The following is a 17,727-nucleotide window of genomic DNA, read 5'->3' on the forward strand; positions in this document are numbered from 1 at the left end:
CTGCCTTAGTGAAATGGCACCCATTAAATTTAAATCGCAGGGCACCATCTTGGACCAACAGGCAAGCCAATCCAGCATATTTACACTCCGTGAGCTGAGTTTCTCGGTTCCTGGCCGAACCTTATTACAGCCACTGTCACTCACCTTCCCACAGGGGAAAGTCTGTGGGCTTATCGGTCACAATGGTTCTGGTAAATCGACACTATTAAAAATGCTGGGCCGCCATCAGCCACCCTCCAGTGGAGAGGCGTTGCTCAATGATGTGCCATTGGCCCTGTGGGACAGCAAAGCTTTTGCCCGTGAAGTGGCTTATTTACCTCAGCAATTACCGGCGGCAGAGGGGATGACGGTGCGCGAATTGGTGGCAATAGGCCGCTATCCGTGGCATGGCGCATTAGGTCGTTTTCGTCAGAAAGATCGTGAACAAGTGGAAGAGGCGATTGCGCTGGTGGATCTAAAACCACTGGCAAATCGGTTGGTAGATAGTTTATCTGGTGGCGAGCGCCAACGCGCCTGGCTAGCAATGATGGTTGCGCAAAATAGCCGCTGTCTGCTGCTCGATGAACCAACTTCGGCACTGGATATTGCTCATCAGGTTGAAGTGTTGGGGCTGATTCAGCGCCTCAGTCATGAGCGTGGTCTGACCGTCATTGCGGTATTACATGATATCAACATGGCAGCCCGCTATTGCGACTATTTGGTGGCATTGCGTGGCGGCGAGATGATAGCGCAAGGCCCAGCGGACAGTCTGATGCAATCCTCCGTGCTGGAGCAAATTTACGGCATTCCGATGGGAATATTACCGCACCCGGCCGGTGGTGCGCCGGTAAGTTTCGTTTATTAATGAAAGCCTATTTACCTATGGAACAGCCCCATTTGACAGCACCGGACCACACCCGGCGCAGGCTACTCGCCGCATTAGCATTATCACCATTACTCTATTCATTGCCGGGGTGGGCGTTGACTCCTCCTAAAGTTGATAGCCGCCGAGTGGTAGCTCTGGAGTGGATGCCCGCTGAGCTACTGCTGGCTCTGGGAGTCACTCCCTATGGTGTGGCGGATATACATACTTATCGTTTATGGGTGGAAGAGCCAGAACTGGCGGCCAGTGTCATTGATGTTGGATTGCGCACTGAACCCAATTTGGAATTGCTCCAGCAAATGGCGCCGTCCTTGATCTTGATGTCCGAAGGTTTCGGCCCCTCGCCAGAAAAACTCGCACCTATTGCTCCTTCAATGAGCTTTTCCTTTAATAAAGCGGGCAGTTCACCGCTGGCGACAGGCAAAGAGTCATTGCGTGCATTGGGGCAGCGACTGGGGTTAGAAGCCGCGGCAGAACAGCATATCAGCGATTTTAACCACTTTATGCAAGCCGCTCGGCAGCGCCTGTTTGATGATGGAAAAACATCATTATTGATGTTTTCTCTATTGGATACTCGCCATGCCTTGATTATTGGTCAAGGTAGCTTGTTCCAAGATGTATTAAACGAATTGAATATCAAAAATGCCTGGCAAGGTGAAACCAATCTCTGGGGCAGCACCGTGGTGGGTATTGAACGTTTAGCGACGATAAAACCGACTAGAGCAATTTGCTTTGTCCATGGTAATAGTGAAATGTTACAGCAGGTTAGCAATACGCCATTGTGGCAATCTATGCAGTTTGTTCACCAAAACCAATTACAGATACTGCCCGCGGCCTGGTTCTATGGCGCGACATTATCGGCCATGCGATTTGTACGCCTCTTGGAGTCGGTTTGGGGTAAAACTTCATGATGGCCATGAACTTACGTAAAAGCTGGTGTATGCCTGCCAGCTTACTTTTCTTACTGTTAATTATTGCCGTGGCGCTGACACTGCATAATTTGAATCAGGTATTGCCAGCCGCACTTTGGGGCACAGCTTTATGGCAACCCGACAGCGACGATGTGCGCCAAATGCTATTTCATTACAGCCAACTTCCCCGCTTGGTGGTAGCACTGCTCACCGGTGCGGGATTAGGGCTGGTGGGCGTTTTGTTCCAGCAAGTATTACGTAACCCACTGGCCGAACCGGCGACTCTGGGTGTGGCCGCAGGAGCTCAGCTTGGCCTGACTGTTGCCACGTTGTGGATGTTGCCCGGCGGTGAACTAACCCGCCAACTGGCCGCTATGGCTGGCGGCATTACTATTGGCATGCTGGTATTTGGTGTGGCTTGGGGCAAACGGATGTCGCCGGTCACGCTGATTTTGGCGGGGCTGGTGCTCGGGCTTTACTGTAGTGCGGTCAGTAATCTGCTGGCGCTATTTAATTATGACCAACTGCAAGGGCTATTCCTGTGGAGCAGTGGTGCACTGAATCAGCAGGATTGGAGTACGGTGCAGTTCTTGCTGCCTCGGTTACTGATAACTGGCGTTTTGGCGGCGTTATTGATTCGCCCACTCACTTTGTTGGGGCTGGATGATGGTGTTGCCCGCAATCTGGGACTAGGGCTGTCATTGGCACGATTGAGTGCTTTGGGGTTGGCTATTATCTTCAGCGCCATGTTGGTTAATGCTGTGGGTGTGATTGGCTTTATTGGTCTGTTCGCTCCGCTATTGGCGAAAATTTTAGGTGCCAGACGGCTATCGCAGCGCTTAATTTTGGCCCCACTTTTGGGAGCGTTGCTGCTCTGGGTTACGGATCAAAGCATCCTCTGGCTGGCACAAGTTTGGCAAGAGATCCCGACTGGCGCGGCAACAGCACTGATTGGTGCACCGCTATTGCTATGGCTATTACCGCGCTTACATAGCGCTACCGCACCGAGCATGGATTTTGGCGACAATGTCCCGGCTGAGCGGCATCATTTGGCATGGTGGGTGAGTGGTGGTTTGCTGTTACTGCTGGCCGGGTTAACGCTGGCACTGATGTTTGGTCGCGACAGCCAAGGCTGGAGCTGGATTTCTGGTGATGATGTTCAGGCATTATTACATTGGCGCTGGCCGCGGGTATTGGCAGCATTAGCCGCCGGTATGATGCTGGCGGTGGCAGGGACATTAATCCAAAAACTGACGGGCAACCCAATGGCTAGCCCTGAAGTGCTAGGTATCAGCTCCGGGGCTTCTTTCGGCGTCGTGATCATGATGTTTATCGTGCCCGGCAATGCGCTGGTATGGCTGTTGCCAGCCGGGAGCTTGGGGGCCGCGGCGACCTTACTCCTAATTTTGGTGGTTGCCGGACGGGGCGGGTTCTCTCCTGGCAGAATGTTATTGGCGGGGATCGCGTTGAGCACCGCCTTTACCACTGTCATTACCATGTTGCTGGCCAGTGGCGATCCTCGGATGCGCGGCCTGCTGGCATGGATTTCAGGTTCTACCTATGGCGTTGATGGCCCACAGGCATTGAGTACCGGAGTCATCGCCTTGGTGCTGATGGCTCTGGCGCCACTGTGCCGCCGCTGGCTAATGATTTTACCGTTGGGCAGTGTGACAGCGAGGGCATTAGGTGTGGCACTGGCCCCCAGCCGGTTGGCTATCTTGCTGTTGGCCGCCACAATGACCGCAGCAGCTACGTTGACGGTGGGGCCGTTAAGCTTTGTCGGATTGATGGCTCCACATATGGCTCGTATGCTGGGTTTCCGCCGCGCCATCCCGCAACTGTTTATCGCCGCTATTTTAGGTGGTTTGCTCATGGTCTTCGCCGATTGGTGTGGCCGGATGCTGCTATTTCCGAATCAGATCCCTGCCGGGTTGTTAGCCACCTTCATTGGCGCACCCTATTTTGTTTATTTATTGCGTAAACAGGGGCGATAACCGCGTATTACTGACAAACACCTGTTCCTGTGGGGCAGGTGTTTGGTTTTTTATTATAACTATTTAAATAGATACATATAAAATTATGATATTTAAAATATTAAATGTCTAATTATAGGTTTTTATTTATTAAACTTAGTGCCACTTTAATAAAGTGTATTGTATGTCCATTTCCGTATGATAATGTAAAAATAACTAACAACGTCTTTGTTGGTTGTTTCTAACGTTAATTATAATCTAACTTAATCTGGCTGTTACCTACTTAACTTTGTGGCTTATCCATCTGTTTTATATGCCTTATTTTAAAATAACCTGCCGATTAGTTAATGATTATTATATTAGAAGGATATAATATGACTGAAATAAATTATGAAGGACATAATCATAGAATTCATCATGTTGATAGAAAAGGTATTGTTAAAGCTGTATTAATCTATAGCTTATTACTTTTAATCCTTAGTATATTACTTAAGGCTGATATATTAACTGACTCTTTAGCTATGTTTTCAAATGTTATTCAACCGGTAATTAATAGCATAATAAATTATTGCCCAATTGAAGTGGAAATTCCAACTATTCCGCTAGGGCCAGGTTGGAATGGTAGTGATAGTAATTCGTCACAATATATTGATATACCTGAATTACTTAATAAGATTAATCGATAGTAAATCTAATCGGTACTATTTTAGAAAACATGATTTTATTTTTAACCATCTCCCTGATTGAGGAGATGGTTAACATATTGATTGATATTACAGTTGAGCGAAGCACCGACGAGCGGCATCTACCGTCTTCTGAATATCTTCTTTGCTGTGTGCAACTGACATAAAACCGGCTTCAAAAGCAGAAGGAGCTAGATAAACACCTTCTTTCAGCATCAGGTGGAAGAAGCGCTTGAAACGTTCAACATCGCAATTCATTACATCCTGATAGCAGGTCACCGTCTCGGCATCAGTAAAGAATATGCCAAACATCCCACCAACATGATTAACCACCAGCGGAATGTTCTCGGCTTTTGCGGCATGTAGCAGACCAGTAGCCAGTGAGTCGGTCAACTCTGTTAGGGTCTCATGGATGCCGACCTGAGCCACCTCAGTCAGACAGGCAAAACCCGCAGCCATTGCGATTGGGTTACCAGACAATGTTCCCGCCTGATAAACCGGGCCTGTTGGTGCTAATGCATCCATCACATCACGACGGCCACCGAACGCGCCGACTGGCATACCGCCACCGATGATTTTACCCAGACAGGTTAGGTCAGGGACAACATCGTAATAATCTTGCGCCCCGGCTAATGCTACCCGGAAACCGGTCATGACCTCATCAATGATCAGCAGTGCACCAAATTCATCACACAGTGCACGCAGGCCTGGCAGGAACTCCGGCAATGGGGGGACGCAATTCATGTTGCCAGCGACAGGTTCGACAATAATACAGGCGACTTCTTGTGGATATTGCTCAAAGGCTTCGCGTACCGAGGCAAGGTCGTTATAGGTGCAGGTCAATGTGTGTTTGGCAAAATCGGCTGGCACCCCTGGTGAGTTTGGTTGACCGAGGGTTAGGGCACCGGAACCGGCTTTAACCAGCAGACAATCTGCATGGCCATGATAGCAGCCTTCAAACTTGATAATTTTATCGCGACCAGTGAAACCGCGAGCCAGACGAATAGCGCTCATGGTCGCCTCGGTACCGGAGTTAACCATCCGCACCATATCCATGGTTGGCACTAAATTCGTGACCAACTCAGCCATTTTGACTTCCATTTCGGTTGGTGCGCCAAAGCTTAGGCCGCGCTCGACAGCTTCAATTACCGCCTGACGAATTGCCGGGTGATTGTGGCCTAAGACCATTGGCCCCCAAGAGCCAACATAATCAATATAGGCTTTACCATCCACATCAAACAGATAAGCGCCATCAGCACGTTCAATAAATAATGGGACGCCACCAACACCGGTGAATGCACGCACCGGAGAGTTAACCCCACCTGGGATCAACTGTTTTGCCTGGGCATACAGACTTTCGGATTTACTCATAAACGGGCTCCTGAATTGGGCTTGGCGACATTCGTGTTGGTAACATCAGCCTTGGCAATAAACACTTTACTCAGCCATAACATTTTTACTGAGTAATAAACAATGCGGCTTATTCTAAAGAACTGGCGGCGGTTATCAAATGATTGGGTGTATTTAACTGCAAGCTTGCGCGGCGTGCCGCAAATCGGAGTTATGGTCGTTTGCAGCGACAGATCGTTTTATCGGCGTTTAAGCGGGCACAATGTGGACGTGTAAGCTAGAATCAGTCCATCGCTCATTTGTATTACTTATTGTTTAACTGGTAAGCATATAAATTATGACTGATTCAAAGAAAAATATATCCTCTCAAAACATTCCTGAACTTAAACGTGGCCGCTTTATTAATGCATTGGTTAACCGTGACAAAACACCCTTAGTGATTCTTATCATGGCGGCTCTCGTCGGCGTAGTGACGGGCTTGCTAGGCGTTGGATTTGATCGCGGAGTGGATTGGATTACGCAACAAAGGCTGGCAACCCTGGCTAAGGTGGCGGATGTTGCCATTTTTGTTTGGCCACTGGCTTTTATTATGTCGGCGCTGTTGGCAATGGTCGGATATTTTTTGGTACGCCGTTTTGCTCCAGAAGCCGGTGGCTCGGGGATCCCGGAAATCGAGGGGGCAATGGAAGAGATGCGCCCGGTTCGCTGGTGGCGAGTCATTCCAGTTAAGTTTATTGGCGGGCTGGGTACGTTAGGGGCTGGCATGGTGTTAGGCCGCGAAGGGCCGATGGTGCAAATGGGGGGTAACAGTGGGCGGATGATTGTCGATATTTTCCGTTTACGCAGCCCCGAAGCGCGTCACTCATTGTTGGCAACGGGTGCCGCTGCCGGTCTGTCCGCCGCTTTTAATGCTCCGCTAGCCGGAATATTGTTCGTCATTGAAGAGATGCGATCGCAGTTCCGCTACAGCCTGGTATCTATCAAAGCGGTATTTGTCGGGGTTATTACCTCGACCATTGTTTATCGTTATTTTAATGGTGAACGTGCGGTTATTGATGTGGGTAAGCTCAGTGATGTCCCGCTGAATACCCTATGGCTCTATTTGTTGCTGGGTATTATTTTCGGTGCTGTTGGCGTGATATTCAATGCGCTGATCTTTCGCACACAAGATATGTTTATGCGTTTTCACGGTGGTGATTGGCGCAAGCTGGTATTGATCGGCGGCCTGTTGGGGGGAATGTGTGGTTTATTGGCACTGATTCATGGTGATGCTGTAGGCGGTGGTTTTGCATTAATCCCAATTGCGGTGGCGGGTAATTTTGGTATTGGCATGCTGCTGTTCATTTTTATTGCCAGGGTGATAACGACTTTACTGTGCTTTGGCTCTGGTGCGCCGGGGGGGATATTTGCCCCGATGCTGGCTCTAGGTACCATTCTGGGTACCGCGTTTGGTTTATCCTGCGCGCATTTTTTCCCAGAATACCATATTGATGCTGGCACTTTCGCCATTGCCGGAATGGGGGCATTGTTTGCCGCTTCGGTCCGTGCTCCTCTAACAGGAATCGTGCTGGTGCTGGAGATGACTGATAATTATCAGCTTATTTTACCGATGATTGTGACCTGCCTAGGAGCAACACTGTTAGCGCAGTTTATGGGCGGCCAGCCCTTGTATTCAGCTATTTTAGCCCGCACATTACAAAGACAAGAGCAGGTAGCAGCAGAGACAGCGGCACAACAAGCCGTGGTTGAAAGTCCCCCTCAAACAGGTAGATAATATATAACATTGGTCAGCAATACTTGAATGAAATACTCAGGTATTAGATAATTGATATACAGGCCCGTTATCTTTTTCAAGTTTATTGGGTACAGATCAGGCTGCCATTGTAGTAACCTGCAACTCGAACACCGGTTGGGAGTAATGAGTATGAGCGACGAAACAGTACTGCCCCTGCAGTTTACCGAGGCGGCGGCAAAAAAAGTTAAACTGCTGATTTCTGATGAGGAAAATCCAAATCTGAAGCTGCGGGTTTACATTACCGGTGGCGGATGCAGCGGGTTCCAATACGGCTTTACCTTTGATGATCAAATCAACGATGGTGATATGACCATTGAAAAACAAGGTGTTGAGCTGGTCGTTGACCCAATGAGCCTACAATATCTGGTCGGCGGCGCCGTAGATTACACTGAAGGATTAGAAGGTTCGCGTTTTATCGTGACGAATCCGAATGCGAAGAGTACCTGTGGGTGCGGTTCTTCTTTCAGTATCTAATTTACCCTTCGTCCTTGGCGCAATAACGGTGTTAGCTGCGCCTACTGACCCGAGTCACTAACAGGTTTAGCCGTGCTCTTATATCAATGAGTTCGGAGCGAATTTTCTGCCAAGGATTCGATAAAAAAACCGCAACTCTCAAAGCTGCGGTTTTTTTACATCTAACTTTACCATTCTACAGTAATCAATTGCACCCTTGGATTGGCACTGGTTTTGCCAAGTAACGAACCATCAGAGGCAATAAAGGAATGGCTGACTCTAGGTTCTGTAATCAATTCACTCCCTCTATTACATTGTATTTGTGGATAATTTCTTTTCGAGTCATTAGCCAGATATTCATTTTGATGCGGAGATTGCACCTGACAAGCTGGCACGATAGTCAGGTTTAAATCTATTGTGCCGCTTAGCCCCTGAGCCCGCGACGGACAGGCAAACAATGCCAGCCAAAAATAAAACATTAAATATTTCATAATTATCAATAAAATGTATAATTGTGGTGTCCCATTTAGTCAGCTAAATGGGGATATCCTGCTTACTTGACGCCACAGAGTTGTTAGCTGCATTTACTCGCCCGAATCACTTACTTGAGTAAGCTCATCGGGACTCATTCATTTGCTGCCTAGCTGTAACGTCAATTAATTTGGATAATATCCTGCTTACTTGATGCCACAGCATTGTCAGTTGCACTCACTTGCCTGAATCGCTAACTTGAGTAAGCTCATCGGGACTCATTTATTTGCTGCCTAGCTGTAACGCCAATTAATTTGGATAATATCCTGCTTACTTGACGCTACAGCGTTGTTAGCTGCATTCACTTGCTTGAATCACTTACTTGAGTGAGCTCACAGGGAGTCATTCATTTGCTGCCTAGCTGTACTTATCGGCTAAATTTTTAAAAAATTGAAGATTTATTGCGTTAATTGTAGTGAATAGTTAACTACTGTGCCTCTCGTTATAAAAACGGTAGTCACTGGGTATCACAGCGGTTTATGGATTGTACACAAATTAACCTGATCACAGAATCCCAATTTTACGTGGGACTTTAATGCTCTATCTCAAACGTCGGCAGTTTTAAGCGCCAGCGAATGGCTGCCAGCCTGATACCTAAGGTTATTACCATACCCAGCATCATTGCTTGCTGTAATGGCATCCCAAAAGTATAAAACGCCGTTGCATGGACTATGCCACCAATGATACAGGCGGTGGCGTAAATTTCAGTACGCAGGATCATTGGGATCTCACGAGCTAAAACATCGCGGATAATCCCACCACCAACACCGGTTATCACTCCCATACAGATAGCCACTAGCGGACTGGCTCCGGCGGCAAAGGCTTTATTGACCCCGATCCCCACGAATACCGCCAGACCAATGGCATCCAGCACTGGCAGGATCCATTTAGGTGTTCGTCGTGGTTGACGCACCAGCAAAATCGTTGCCAGACAGGTTACCATCGCAACAACCAGATCAGTGGGATCTTTCACCCAAAACACGGGGCCATTGGCTAAGGCCATGTCGCGTATCGTCCCCCCGCCGACGGCTGTCACCACACCCAAAACCAGCACGCCAAAAGGGTCCATACGCAACTTCCCCGCCAATAACACCCCGGAGATAGCAAATACCGCAGTACCTAAAATATCCAGCCAATAGACCAGCATTAATGTGACTCCGCCACAGGAGATGGGAGGCTGGCCATTTGCTGGCACAGCTGCTTCGCGGCGAGCAGAATACGTGGGCCGGCGCGATTAAACCAGTCCTCATTAAGTGCTATCACAGGGACTGCAAGTTGGGGCCGCCAGAAAGCGTTAATGTTCTCGGTCTGAGACTCATCGCCACTGACAACAATGACCTGTGGTTTGCGGATGATCACTTGTTCACGGCTGACCTGCGGCCAAGGAACCCGGCTATTGGCAAAAATATTTTCACCGCCGCACAGCGAGATGACCTCACTCTGCAACGTATGACCTGAACTGGTAAACAGTGGTTGCGTACCAAATTGCAGGAAAATCCGTAATGGCTGACTGCGAGCATGATGGGAACGTAACTCTGCAACCTGTTGGCGTAATTGCTCTGCGGCCTGATGTGCTTGCTCAGGGTGAGAGCTGTATTGGGCCAGTTTATCCAGATCATCTGCAATCTGATCAATATTAACCGGATCGGAATAGAAGATCGGAATTCCAAAAGAAGCCAGTTGCTCCAGTGGGCGCTGCGGATTGCCACCTCGCCAGGCGAGGATCAAATCAGGCTTTAATGCCAGAATTCGTTCTACATTTACCCCTTGCCAGGAAGCCACATGTTCAAGCTTTTTAGCGGCTTCTGGGTAGTCTGAGTAAGCGCTTACTGCAATCAGTTTATCGCCCAGCCCCGCGGCATAGGCTAATTCTGTGGTACTGGGTGATAAACTGATAATCCGCTCCACAGCCATAGCGCGTGACATAAACGCGCTCAGCATCAATAAGCCAAGCGACAATATTATTGCAGCTTGAAGCCTAATGATTGCTGTCCGTGGCTGGGAGAAAAAACTAAGCCACACCATTAACCGCGCTGCGCCAACTGGGTTAACATTGCTTCGATCATCAGCGTCGACTGCTTAGCCGCGACAACCAAGAACTCCTCAAAGCTGAGATGAGACTCTTGGTCAGCCACATCTGAAATGGCGCGCACGACAACGAAAGGAGTTTTGAATAGATGGCAAACATGGCCAATCGCTGCTGCTTCCATTTCAACAGCGGCAACTGTCGGGAAAGTTTCACGGATGCGAGCCAAAGGAGCTGCACCATTAATGAAGGCATCACCGCTACAAATCAGGCCGCGTACGGCATTTAAATTCAACTGGCCGATGCAAGTCTCTGCCAAGGCAATCAGGTCAGCATCAGCAACGAAAGCGGGTGGGCAACCAGCCATTTGACCTGGTTCATAGCCAAAAGCAGTGACATCGGCATCGTGATAACGAACTTCAGTAGAAATCACGATATCGCCAACTTTCAAGTTAGAGGCTAAACCACCTGCAGAGCCGGTATTGATAACAACATCTGGTTGGCAGTGTTCAAGCAGCAGAGTGGTGCCCATAGCCGCAGAGACTTTACCAATACCGGATTTCAGCAAAGCGACGTCCACACCATTGAGTTGCCCAGTGTAAATCTCACAACCTGCCCGAGCGATGGTTTGGCGATTTTCAATTTTGCCACGCAGTAACGTGACTTCTTCTTCCATTGCACCAATAATGCCTACTTTCATGTGGGTACCCGCCTAGTTAAGGAGTGGATTAATCTGTCATTAGCACTCAACAGTTTATCAGGTAAGTGAGACTGTCGGGTAGTTTGCCAAAGATAATGCGTAATCCGCCGCAGTTCGTACGTAATCAATTGCATCTTCCGCTGATAGTGGGTATCACTATTTATCCCTTCCGTACTAGCCGTAACACCAATGATTTGGGGATGTACTTAAATACTCAGGGGGAAAGATGTCTGGGATCGACTTTAAGCAAAAAATCAGTTTTCAGCGGCCATTTGGTAAATCCAGTTCGGCTGAAGATGAATATGATATTACCCGGGTATTTGAGAGTGACCGTGGGCGGATTGTAAACTCTGCTGCTATTCGGCGTTTACAGCAAAAAACCCAAGTATTCCCATTAGAGCGGAATGCTGCGGTGCGCAGCCGGTTAACCCACTCATTGGAAGTACAGCAAGTTGGCCGCTATATCGCCAAAGAAATATTAAATAGATTTAAGCAGGATAAAAAAATCACCGCCTATGGGTTAGATAAACTGCTTGATCCTTTTGAAAGTATTGTAGAAATGGCGTGCCTGATGCATGACATCGGTAACCCACCTTTCGGCCATTTTGGTGAGTCAGCCATTAATAATTGGTTTAGCAAGCAGATGGACCCCAACGGTGGTGGTGCTGAGCCACGCGGCAAGGATCTTTGTCAGGTCAATACATTAAAATTGCGAGAAGGGGAAACCGGGCTCAATATCCTGCGCAGCAAAATCCGCCATGACCTAAGCCAGTTTGAAGGAAATGCCCAAGCTATTCGCCTAGTTTATAGTTTATTAAAATTGAATCTGACCTATGCACAGGTCGGTTGTATTCTTAAATATACTAAGCCAGCTTATTGGTCAGGTGATATTCCGGCCTCACATCACTATCTGATGAAGAAGCCAGGCTTTTATCTTGCAGAAGAAGAGTATGTTAAAGATTTACGTCGTGAGCTCAATATGGGGGAGTTTAATCGCTTTCCTCTGACATATATTATGGAAGCTGCGGATGATATTTCTTATTGCATTGCAGACTTGGAAGATGCGGTTGAAAAAAATATTTTCAGTGTCGAACAACTTTATGACCATATGATGCAAGAGTGGGGCGATGTTGCCCATGGTGATTTGTTTGATAAAGTTGTTGGCGGTGCATTTCGTCAATTAGGGCGAGGGCAAGGTCGGCGTAGTTCAGAAGATCAGTTCTTTATGTATTTACGCGTCAATACGGTGGGGAAATTGGTTCCTCATGCAGCGCAGCGGTTTATTGAGAACCTACCTGAGGTATTTTCAGGTTCGTTTAATCAGGCATTATTAGAAGATTCCAGTCCGGCGTGTAAATTACTGCAAATTTTTAAAAAGGTAGCTGTAAAACACGTATTTAATTACCCAGAAGTGGAACAGCTTGAATTACAAGGATATAGGGTAATTAGTGGGCTACTGGATATCTATAGCCCTCTACTGGCTATGCCACAAGCCGCATTTACCCAATTGGTGGCGGAAGATAGTCATCGTCAGTATCCGATAGAGACTCGGTTGTTCCATAAATTGTCGACTAAACATCGCTTGGCTTATGCTGAATCAGCGGAGCGGCTAGGAAAATTACCGCCAGAACAACATGAGATATATGAATATTATTATCGCGCTCGCTTAATTCAGGATTATATCAGTGGCATGACAGACCTTTATGCTTACGATGAATATCGGCGTTTGATGGCTGCGGAATAGTATGCAAGAAAATTGAGCTGTCCGTTTAATTAACTATAGATTTGTAAAGACGGACAATATTTTTTACTTTTCCAATTATTGGTTATCTGAACTTCATCCCCCATATTTAATCTTACTATGCAAGACGACTATATCCTTCTTGCTTGAAGTTGCTGTGATACTTGCTGTTTGCATTCACCCGAATCACTAAGATGAGTTAGATAATCGGGATTTGTATGCCATACCAGCGGCAATGCCAATTCATTTGGGATAAGTCTGTTATATACCATTTATTGATTCATTATTATTTGTATAGCGAGAGCCTGAATACATGAAAAAAACAACTTTAGTGTTAAGTGCATTGGCATTGAGCATCGGTTTAGCCATGGGGCCGGTTTCTTCTGCCATTTCGGCAGAGACAGCCTCTTCTAGCAGCCAGCAGCTCCCTAGCCTGGCGCCGATGCTAGAGAAGGTAATGCCTTCGGTTGTGAGTATCAATGTGGAGGGGAGCACCCAGGTAAGCAATGCAGGTGCTAACGGTATCCCACCACAATTCCAGCAGTTCTTTGGCGATGATTCGCCGTTCTGCCAAGACGGTTCACCGTTCCAGGCTTCACCAATGTGTCAAGGTGGGCCAGGTAGCAAAGGTGGCGCGCCAAGTAAGCAGGATTTCCGTGCGCTGGGCTCGGGTGTAATTATTGATGCCGCCAAAGGTTATGTCGTTACCAATAACCACGTGGTTGATAATGCGAACAAAATCAACGTCAAACTGAGTGATGGCCGCAGCTATGAAGCGAAAGTCATTGGTAAAGACCCGCGCACTGATATTGCGCTGTTGCAGTTGAAAGACTTTAAAAACCTGACAGCAATTAAGATTGCTGATTCTGATCAATTGCGTGTGGGTGATTATACCGTGGCTATCGGTAACCCATATGGTCTGGGTGAAACCGTTACGTCCGGTATTGTCTCTGCTTTGGGCCGTAGTGGCTTGAATGTAGAAAACTACGAAAACTTTATCCAGACTGACGCGGCCATTAACCGTGGTAACTCAGGTGGGGCATTGATCAATCTGAATGGTGAATTGATCGGCATTAACACCGCGATCCTGGCACCAGACGGCGGTAACATCGGCATCGGTTTTGCTATCCCAAGTAACATGGTGAAAAACCTGACCTCTCAGATGGTTGAGTTTGGTCAAGTGAAACGCGGTGAGCTGGGGATCATGGGCACAGAGCTGAACTCTGAGCTGGCGAAAGCCATGAATGTAGATGCACAGAAAGGTGCCTTTATCAGTCAGGTACTGCCAAAATCTGCTGCTGCTAAAGCAGGTGTCAAAGCGGGTGACGTGATTGTCAGCATGAATGGCAAAGCCATCAACAGCTTCGCTGGCTTCCGTGCTGAGATTGGTACTCTGCCTGTAGGGACTAAAATGACCTTGGGCCTGCTGCGTGACGGTAAACCTGTCAATGTAGAAGTGACATTGGAGCAGAGCAGCCAGACTCAGGTTGATTCCGGTAATCTCTACACCGGCATCGAAGGTGCTGAACTGAGCAATTCTGATGTTAATGGTAAGAAAGGTGTGAAAGTAGATAGCGTGAAAGCGGGCACAGCTGCTGCACGCATCGGCTTGAAAAAAGGCGATATTATCATGGGTATTAACCAGCAACCGGTTCAGAATCTGGGTGAGCTGCGTAAAATCCTTGATTCCAAACCATCAGTATTGGCGCTGAATATTCAGCGTGGTGATACCACACTGTACTTACTGATGCAGTAATCGCTATTAATGCTATCTCGGGTATTTGTACATTAACAGTATGAATACCCTAACAGCATGAATACCCTAACAGCATGAAGACCATAAAAAGGGCACAGTCGATTATCGCTGTGCCCTTTTCATTTCTGTTGCCGTGCTAATGTTAGGCTGCGCCCAAATAATTTCTGGCGGCATAGCGGACATTGTCCATTTCATCTAGCAACTCAAGCCACTCTGGTTGCAGATCTTGTAAATCTGTCTGTTTACGTAACTGCTGCTCAATTATCATACACAGCTGTTTCAAGCGCGGCACACCGCTACAGGCACAACTACCATGGAATTTATGAATCAGACTTAGAATATCTTCGTCATGGGCACCCGCCAGAATCGCCTGTACACGACTGGTTACCTGCGGCATAAAATCTAGCAGCATGGTTAAGAGGTCTTTAGCGAGCGTCTCTTTATTTGCGGCTTGTCTGACGGCCAGTATCCAGTCTATTGACCCTTCATACTCTGATTGCGCAATAGGTTGGATGTCCGTCTCCTCTTTGAGTTGGGAAGGATTGTCGGGTTGATAGCGTGAAAGTGCCTGTATCAGCCGGGCTTCATCAATAGGTTTTGCCAGATAATCGGCCATTCCTAATTTTAGCAACTGTTCTTGCTGCCCTCTGACGGCGTGAGCAGTGACGGCGATAATGGGCGTGTCTTGATGATGGGACATCTGATGAATAACTTCACTGGCGCGGATCCCGTCGATTTCCGGCATTTGGATATCCATTAAGATAATATCCAGTGTATTTTCACGGGCATAGGCAATAGCTTTAGCTCCGCTGTCACACAACACGGTTTCTTCGACTAATTCCTCCAGCAGAGTGCCAATTAACTTCAGGTTAGCCGGGTTGTCGTCAACGGCCATCACTTTGAAAGGAAGCTTTGGTAATTTGCGTGGTAATTCTATTACTGGCAAGACACAATCTGCTGATTCATAAGATAATAAAGGAATGAGACGGTTGGATGATATAGGTTTAATTAAGCACGCCTTGGCACCAATTTGTTTAAGTTGTTCCGCCTCAACCTGTGATTGGCTAGGCAGAGCCAGAATGACTTGCTCGGAAATCTTCATGGCGGCGATCAGTTTATCCTGATGAACAGCCATATTATTACGGAACGGAATGGGGACCCCAACCAGCAGGAAATCATAATGCTGTTTCGGTAGCTGGGCTAACGTCTGACTGTGGGTTATCTGCAAGGGAGTCATACTGAGGATATCCAGTGCCGCCCTTGCCGCTGCGGCATTGCGCTCAATATAAGCCAGAGTCTTGCCTTCCAGATGTGACATATCCGGGTGGCGATAGTGAACCGCTTCATTGAGATCCAACGTGAGGTGGAATCTGAAAGTAGAGCCGCGATCAACCTGGCTGTGGAAGCTGATGTCACCGCCCATCTCTTTGACCAATCTTTCGGTAATGACCAGCCCCAGCCCAGTACCACCGTGACGGCGCGAGATACTGGCGTCGGCTTGGCGAAAAGCCTGGAACAACTGACTCTGCTGGGATTCCGAGATACCAATACCGGTATCGTGAATTTCTACCACAATGGTCACTTGCTGCACCGTTTTTGCCTGTACCGCCACCAGAATGTCAATATTGCCCTGTTCGGTGAATTTAATGGCATTACCCAGCAAGTTGGTGATGATTTGCTGCAAACGCATGGCATCTCCGATGACTTGCTCCGGGACATCCTTATTAACATGCAGCGTCAGTTCCAGACCTTTTTCATGGGCCGTATGTGCCAGCAGAATAATGACTTCATCCAGCGCGCCTCGTAATGGGAACGGAATATGCTCAAGAACCAATTTTTCGGCCTCCAGTTTGGAGAAGTCCAAAACATCATTAATGATGCATAACAGATTATTGGCTGAGCGCTGAATAGTTTGTAAATAGTCTGTTTGAGTCGGCGTCAGCGAGGTTTTCAATGTTTGGCGGGTAAAGCCAATTACCCCATTGAGCGGAGTTCGTAACTCATGGGACATATTGGCGAGGAATTCGGATTTAATTCGCGCTGCTTCCTGCGCCCGCTTTTTCGCCAGCCCCAATTCGACGTTTTGGATCTCCATCTGCTCTAGCGTTTCACGCAAATCTGAGGTGGCCTGATCGATATTTTGCTGCATCTCTTCGTGGTAGGCCGCCAATGACATAGCCATCGAATTGATGCCATTTTTCAGAATATTCAACTCACCGAGCATATGCCCTTCAACTCGGCTGTCTAATTGCCCACGGCGAATGCGGTCAACGGCATTGACCATATTACGGATAGGGCCGGTGACATCGCGCATCAGGCGATAAGCAAACAAAATGGCCACACACATGCAGAACAGCAGCAACAGCGTTGAAATAAAGATCTCTTTATATTGCTGCAAGCGCACCGATTGTAAATCCAAATCCATGGCGATATAGCCTAATGGCCGGTTGGTGATATCTGAATCCGACGTTCGGTCACTGGAGAGATTGGATTCCGAAACTATAGGCATTCGCATAATTAAGGAGTCGCCACGATAGGAAAGCATCAGCGAACTGGGGATGGGGTCGTCTTTGGGTAACCTTAATTGTGAGGAATTGTAATTATAGTTGGATGTGACAAAAAGATTATTATCGGCGTCAAAAACCGATATTGACCGAACAATATTCGAGTGTCTGCGGTGAAGTAGATTAATCAACTGACGTACGGTATCGCGATTGCGAAAGGTCATTCCATACTCACTGGCAACAGCCAGCGGTTCGATAATATTGGTGCCTGCATTAACCAATTGTTTTTGCAGTTCATTATAGCGGTTGACCATAAAGGAAGTACTGAGTAACAGCCCAAGAAGCAGCGTGGGGGCCAAGATTAAAATCATCATGCGCGCGCGAAGACTGTATTTGGTCATGGTATTCCAATGTGGGAGAATTAGCAGCTTACGAAACTGAT

Annotated in this window: 14 protein-coding genes; 8 read left to right on the forward strand and 6 right to left on the reverse strand. The window is 47.7% G+C overall.

Annotated features, from left to right (window positions below; genetic code table 11):
- The first annotated feature begins 49 nt into the window (after nt 1–49).
- From fhuC to N0H69_RS03910, 4 genes are all read left to right on the forward strand, one after another.
- Nucleotides 50–844: a Fe3+-hydroxamate ABC transporter ATP-binding protein FhuC gene (fhuC, locus tag N0H69_RS03895; RefSeq protein WP_072077411.1), complete on the forward strand. Its 795-nt coding sequence runs from the start codon at nt 50–52 to the stop codon at nt 842–844.
- Nucleotides 844–1,773, forward strand: coding sequence for a Fe(3+)-hydroxamate ABC transporter substrate-binding protein FhuD (gene fhuD / locus N0H69_RS03900; protein ID WP_050150298.1), 930 nt, complete (start codon nt 844–846; stop codon nt 1,771–1,773). Before fhuC ends, fhuD begins: the two co-directional genes overlap by 1 nt.
- Nucleotides 1,770–3,767, forward strand: a complete 1,998-nt coding sequence (gene fhuB, locus N0H69_RS03905) for a Fe(3+)-hydroxamate ABC transporter permease FhuB (protein ID WP_072077396.1) — start codon at nt 1,770–1,772, stop codon at nt 3,765–3,767. The genes fhuD and fhuB overlap by 4 nt, the downstream gene beginning before the upstream one ends.
- A gap of 353 nt (nt 3,768–4,120) precedes the next feature.
- Nucleotides 4,121–4,432, forward strand: coding sequence for an E492 group microcin (locus N0H69_RS03910; protein ID WP_186371262.1), 312 nt, complete (start codon nt 4,121–4,123; stop codon nt 4,430–4,432).
- 87 nt (nt 4,433–4,519) lie between these two features.
- Here N0H69_RS03910 and hemL read toward each other — a convergent pair whose 3' ends face one another.
- Entirely contained in the window at nt 4,520–5,800 is a 1,281-nt protein-coding gene (gene hemL, locus N0H69_RS03915; protein WP_050133200.1) for a glutamate-1-semialdehyde 2,1-aminomutase, read from the reverse strand.
- A 316-nt stretch (nt 5,801–6,116) separates the two neighbouring features.
- On the opposite strand from hemL, the gene clcA reads away from it, so the two are divergent.
- Nucleotides 6,117–7,553 (forward strand): H(+)/Cl(-) exchange transporter ClcA, encoded by a 1,437-nt coding sequence (gene clcA, locus N0H69_RS03920; protein WP_050150295.1) that lies wholly within the window; start codon nt 6,117–6,119, stop codon nt 7,551–7,553.
- Between the two features lie 150 nt (nt 7,554–7,703).
- Nucleotides 7,704–8,048: an iron-sulfur cluster insertion protein ErpA gene (gene erpA, locus N0H69_RS03925; protein ID WP_004706254.1), complete on the forward strand. Its 345-nt coding sequence runs from the start codon at nt 7,704–7,706 to the stop codon at nt 8,046–8,048.
- A gap of 167 nt (nt 8,049–8,215) precedes the next feature.
- Here the strand turns inward: erpA and N0H69_RS03930 are convergent, their stop codons facing one another.
- The 4 genes from N0H69_RS03930 to mtnN all read right to left on the reverse strand — a co-directional run bounded on the left by N0H69_RS03930 (nt 8,216) and on the right by mtnN (nt 11,284).
- Nucleotides 8,216–8,506 (reverse strand): hypothetical protein, encoded by a 291-nt coding sequence (locus N0H69_RS03930; RefSeq protein WP_145535047.1) that lies wholly within the window; start codon nt 8,504–8,506, stop codon nt 8,216–8,218.
- Nucleotides 8,507–9,090: 584 nt separating this feature from the next.
- On the reverse strand, nt 9,091–9,705 hold the full coding sequence (locus N0H69_RS03935; protein ID WP_019211026.1) for a TRIC cation channel family protein: 615 nt from the start codon (nt 9,703–9,705) through the stop codon (nt 9,091–9,093).
- Nucleotides 9,705–10,583 (reverse strand): vitamin B12 ABC transporter substrate-binding protein BtuF, encoded by an 879-nt coding sequence (gene btuF, locus N0H69_RS03940; protein ID WP_050150292.1) that lies wholly within the window; start codon nt 10,581–10,583, stop codon nt 9,705–9,707. Before btuF ends, N0H69_RS03935 begins: the two co-directional genes overlap by 1 nt.
- Nucleotides 10,583–11,284, reverse strand: coding sequence for a 5'-methylthioadenosine/S-adenosylhomocysteine nucleosidase (mtnN, locus tag N0H69_RS03945; protein ID WP_050106504.1), 702 nt, complete (start codon nt 11,282–11,284; stop codon nt 10,583–10,585). Before mtnN ends, btuF begins: the two co-directional genes overlap by 1 nt.
- Nucleotides 11,285–11,510: 226 nt before the next feature.
- On the opposite strand from mtnN, the gene dgt reads away from it, so the two are divergent.
- Nucleotides 11,511–13,028, forward strand: coding sequence for a dGTPase (dgt, locus tag N0H69_RS03950; RefSeq protein ID WP_050106503.1), 1,518 nt, complete (start codon nt 11,511–11,513; stop codon nt 13,026–13,028).
- Between the two features lie 310 nt (nt 13,029–13,338).
- A complete protein-coding gene (gene degP / locus N0H69_RS03955) occupies nt 13,339–14,781 on the forward strand; it encodes a serine endoprotease DegP (RefSeq protein WP_050133192.1) in 1,443 nt (480 codons plus the stop codon).
- A gap of 142 nt (nt 14,782–14,923) precedes the next feature.
- Here degP and barA read toward each other — a convergent pair whose 3' ends face one another.
- A complete protein-coding gene (gene barA / locus N0H69_RS03960) occupies nt 14,924–17,686 on the reverse strand; it encodes a two-component sensor histidine kinase BarA (RefSeq protein WP_050106501.1) in 2,763 nt (920 codons plus the stop codon).
- Between the last annotated feature and the right edge of the window lie 41 nt (nt 17,687–17,727).

This window comes from Yersinia alsatica (assembly GCF_025133195.1).
Lineage (GTDB): Bacteria > Pseudomonadota > Gammaproteobacteria > Enterobacterales > Enterobacteriaceae > Yersinia > Yersinia alsatica.

Excerpts from the sequence above, each read along its gene's own strand:
- erpA (WP_004706254.1), top strand. The coding sequence starts at position 7,704 with ATGAGCGACGAAACAGTACTGCCCCTGCAGTTTACCGAGGCGGCGGCA.
- hemL (WP_050133200.1), bottom strand. The coding sequence starts at position 5,800 with ATGAGTAAATCCGAAAGTCTGTATGCCCAGGCAAAACAGTTGATCCCA.
- N0H69_RS03930 (WP_145535047.1), bottom strand. The coding sequence starts at position 8,506 with ATGTTTTATTTTTGGCTGGCATTGTTTGCCTGTCCGTCGCGGGCTCAG.
- clcA (WP_050150295.1), top strand. The coding sequence starts at position 6,117 with ATGACTGATTCAAAGAAAAATATATCCTCTCAAAACATTCCTGAACTT.
- fhuD (WP_050150298.1), top strand. The coding sequence starts at position 844 with ATGAAAGCCTATTTACCTATGGAACAGCCCCATTTGACAGCACCGGAC.
- dgt (WP_050106503.1), top strand. The coding sequence starts at position 11,511 with ATGTCTGGGATCGACTTTAAGCAAAAAATCAGTTTTCAGCGGCCATTT.
- fhuB (WP_072077396.1), top strand. The coding sequence starts at position 1,770 with ATGATGGCCATGAACTTACGTAAAAGCTGGTGTATGCCTGCCAGCTTA.
- btuF (WP_050150292.1), bottom strand. The coding sequence starts at position 10,583 with ATGGTGTGGCTTAGTTTTTTCTCCCAGCCACGGACAGCAATCATTAGG.
- N0H69_RS03935 (WP_019211026.1), bottom strand. The coding sequence starts at position 9,705 with ATGCTGGTCTATTGGCTGGATATTTTAGGTACTGCGGTATTTGCTATC.
- mtnN (WP_050106504.1), bottom strand. The coding sequence starts at position 11,284 with ATGAAAGTAGGCATTATTGGTGCAATGGAAGAAGAAGTCACGTTACTG.
- barA (WP_050106501.1), bottom strand. The coding sequence starts at position 17,686 with ATGACCAAATACAGTCTTCGCGCGCGCATGATGATTTTAATCTTGGCC.
- degP (WP_050133192.1), top strand. The coding sequence starts at position 13,339 with ATGAAAAAAACAACTTTAGTGTTAAGTGCATTGGCATTGAGCATCGGT.
- N0H69_RS03910 (WP_186371262.1), top strand. The coding sequence starts at position 4,121 with ATGACTGAAATAAATTATGAAGGACATAATCATAGAATTCATCATGTT.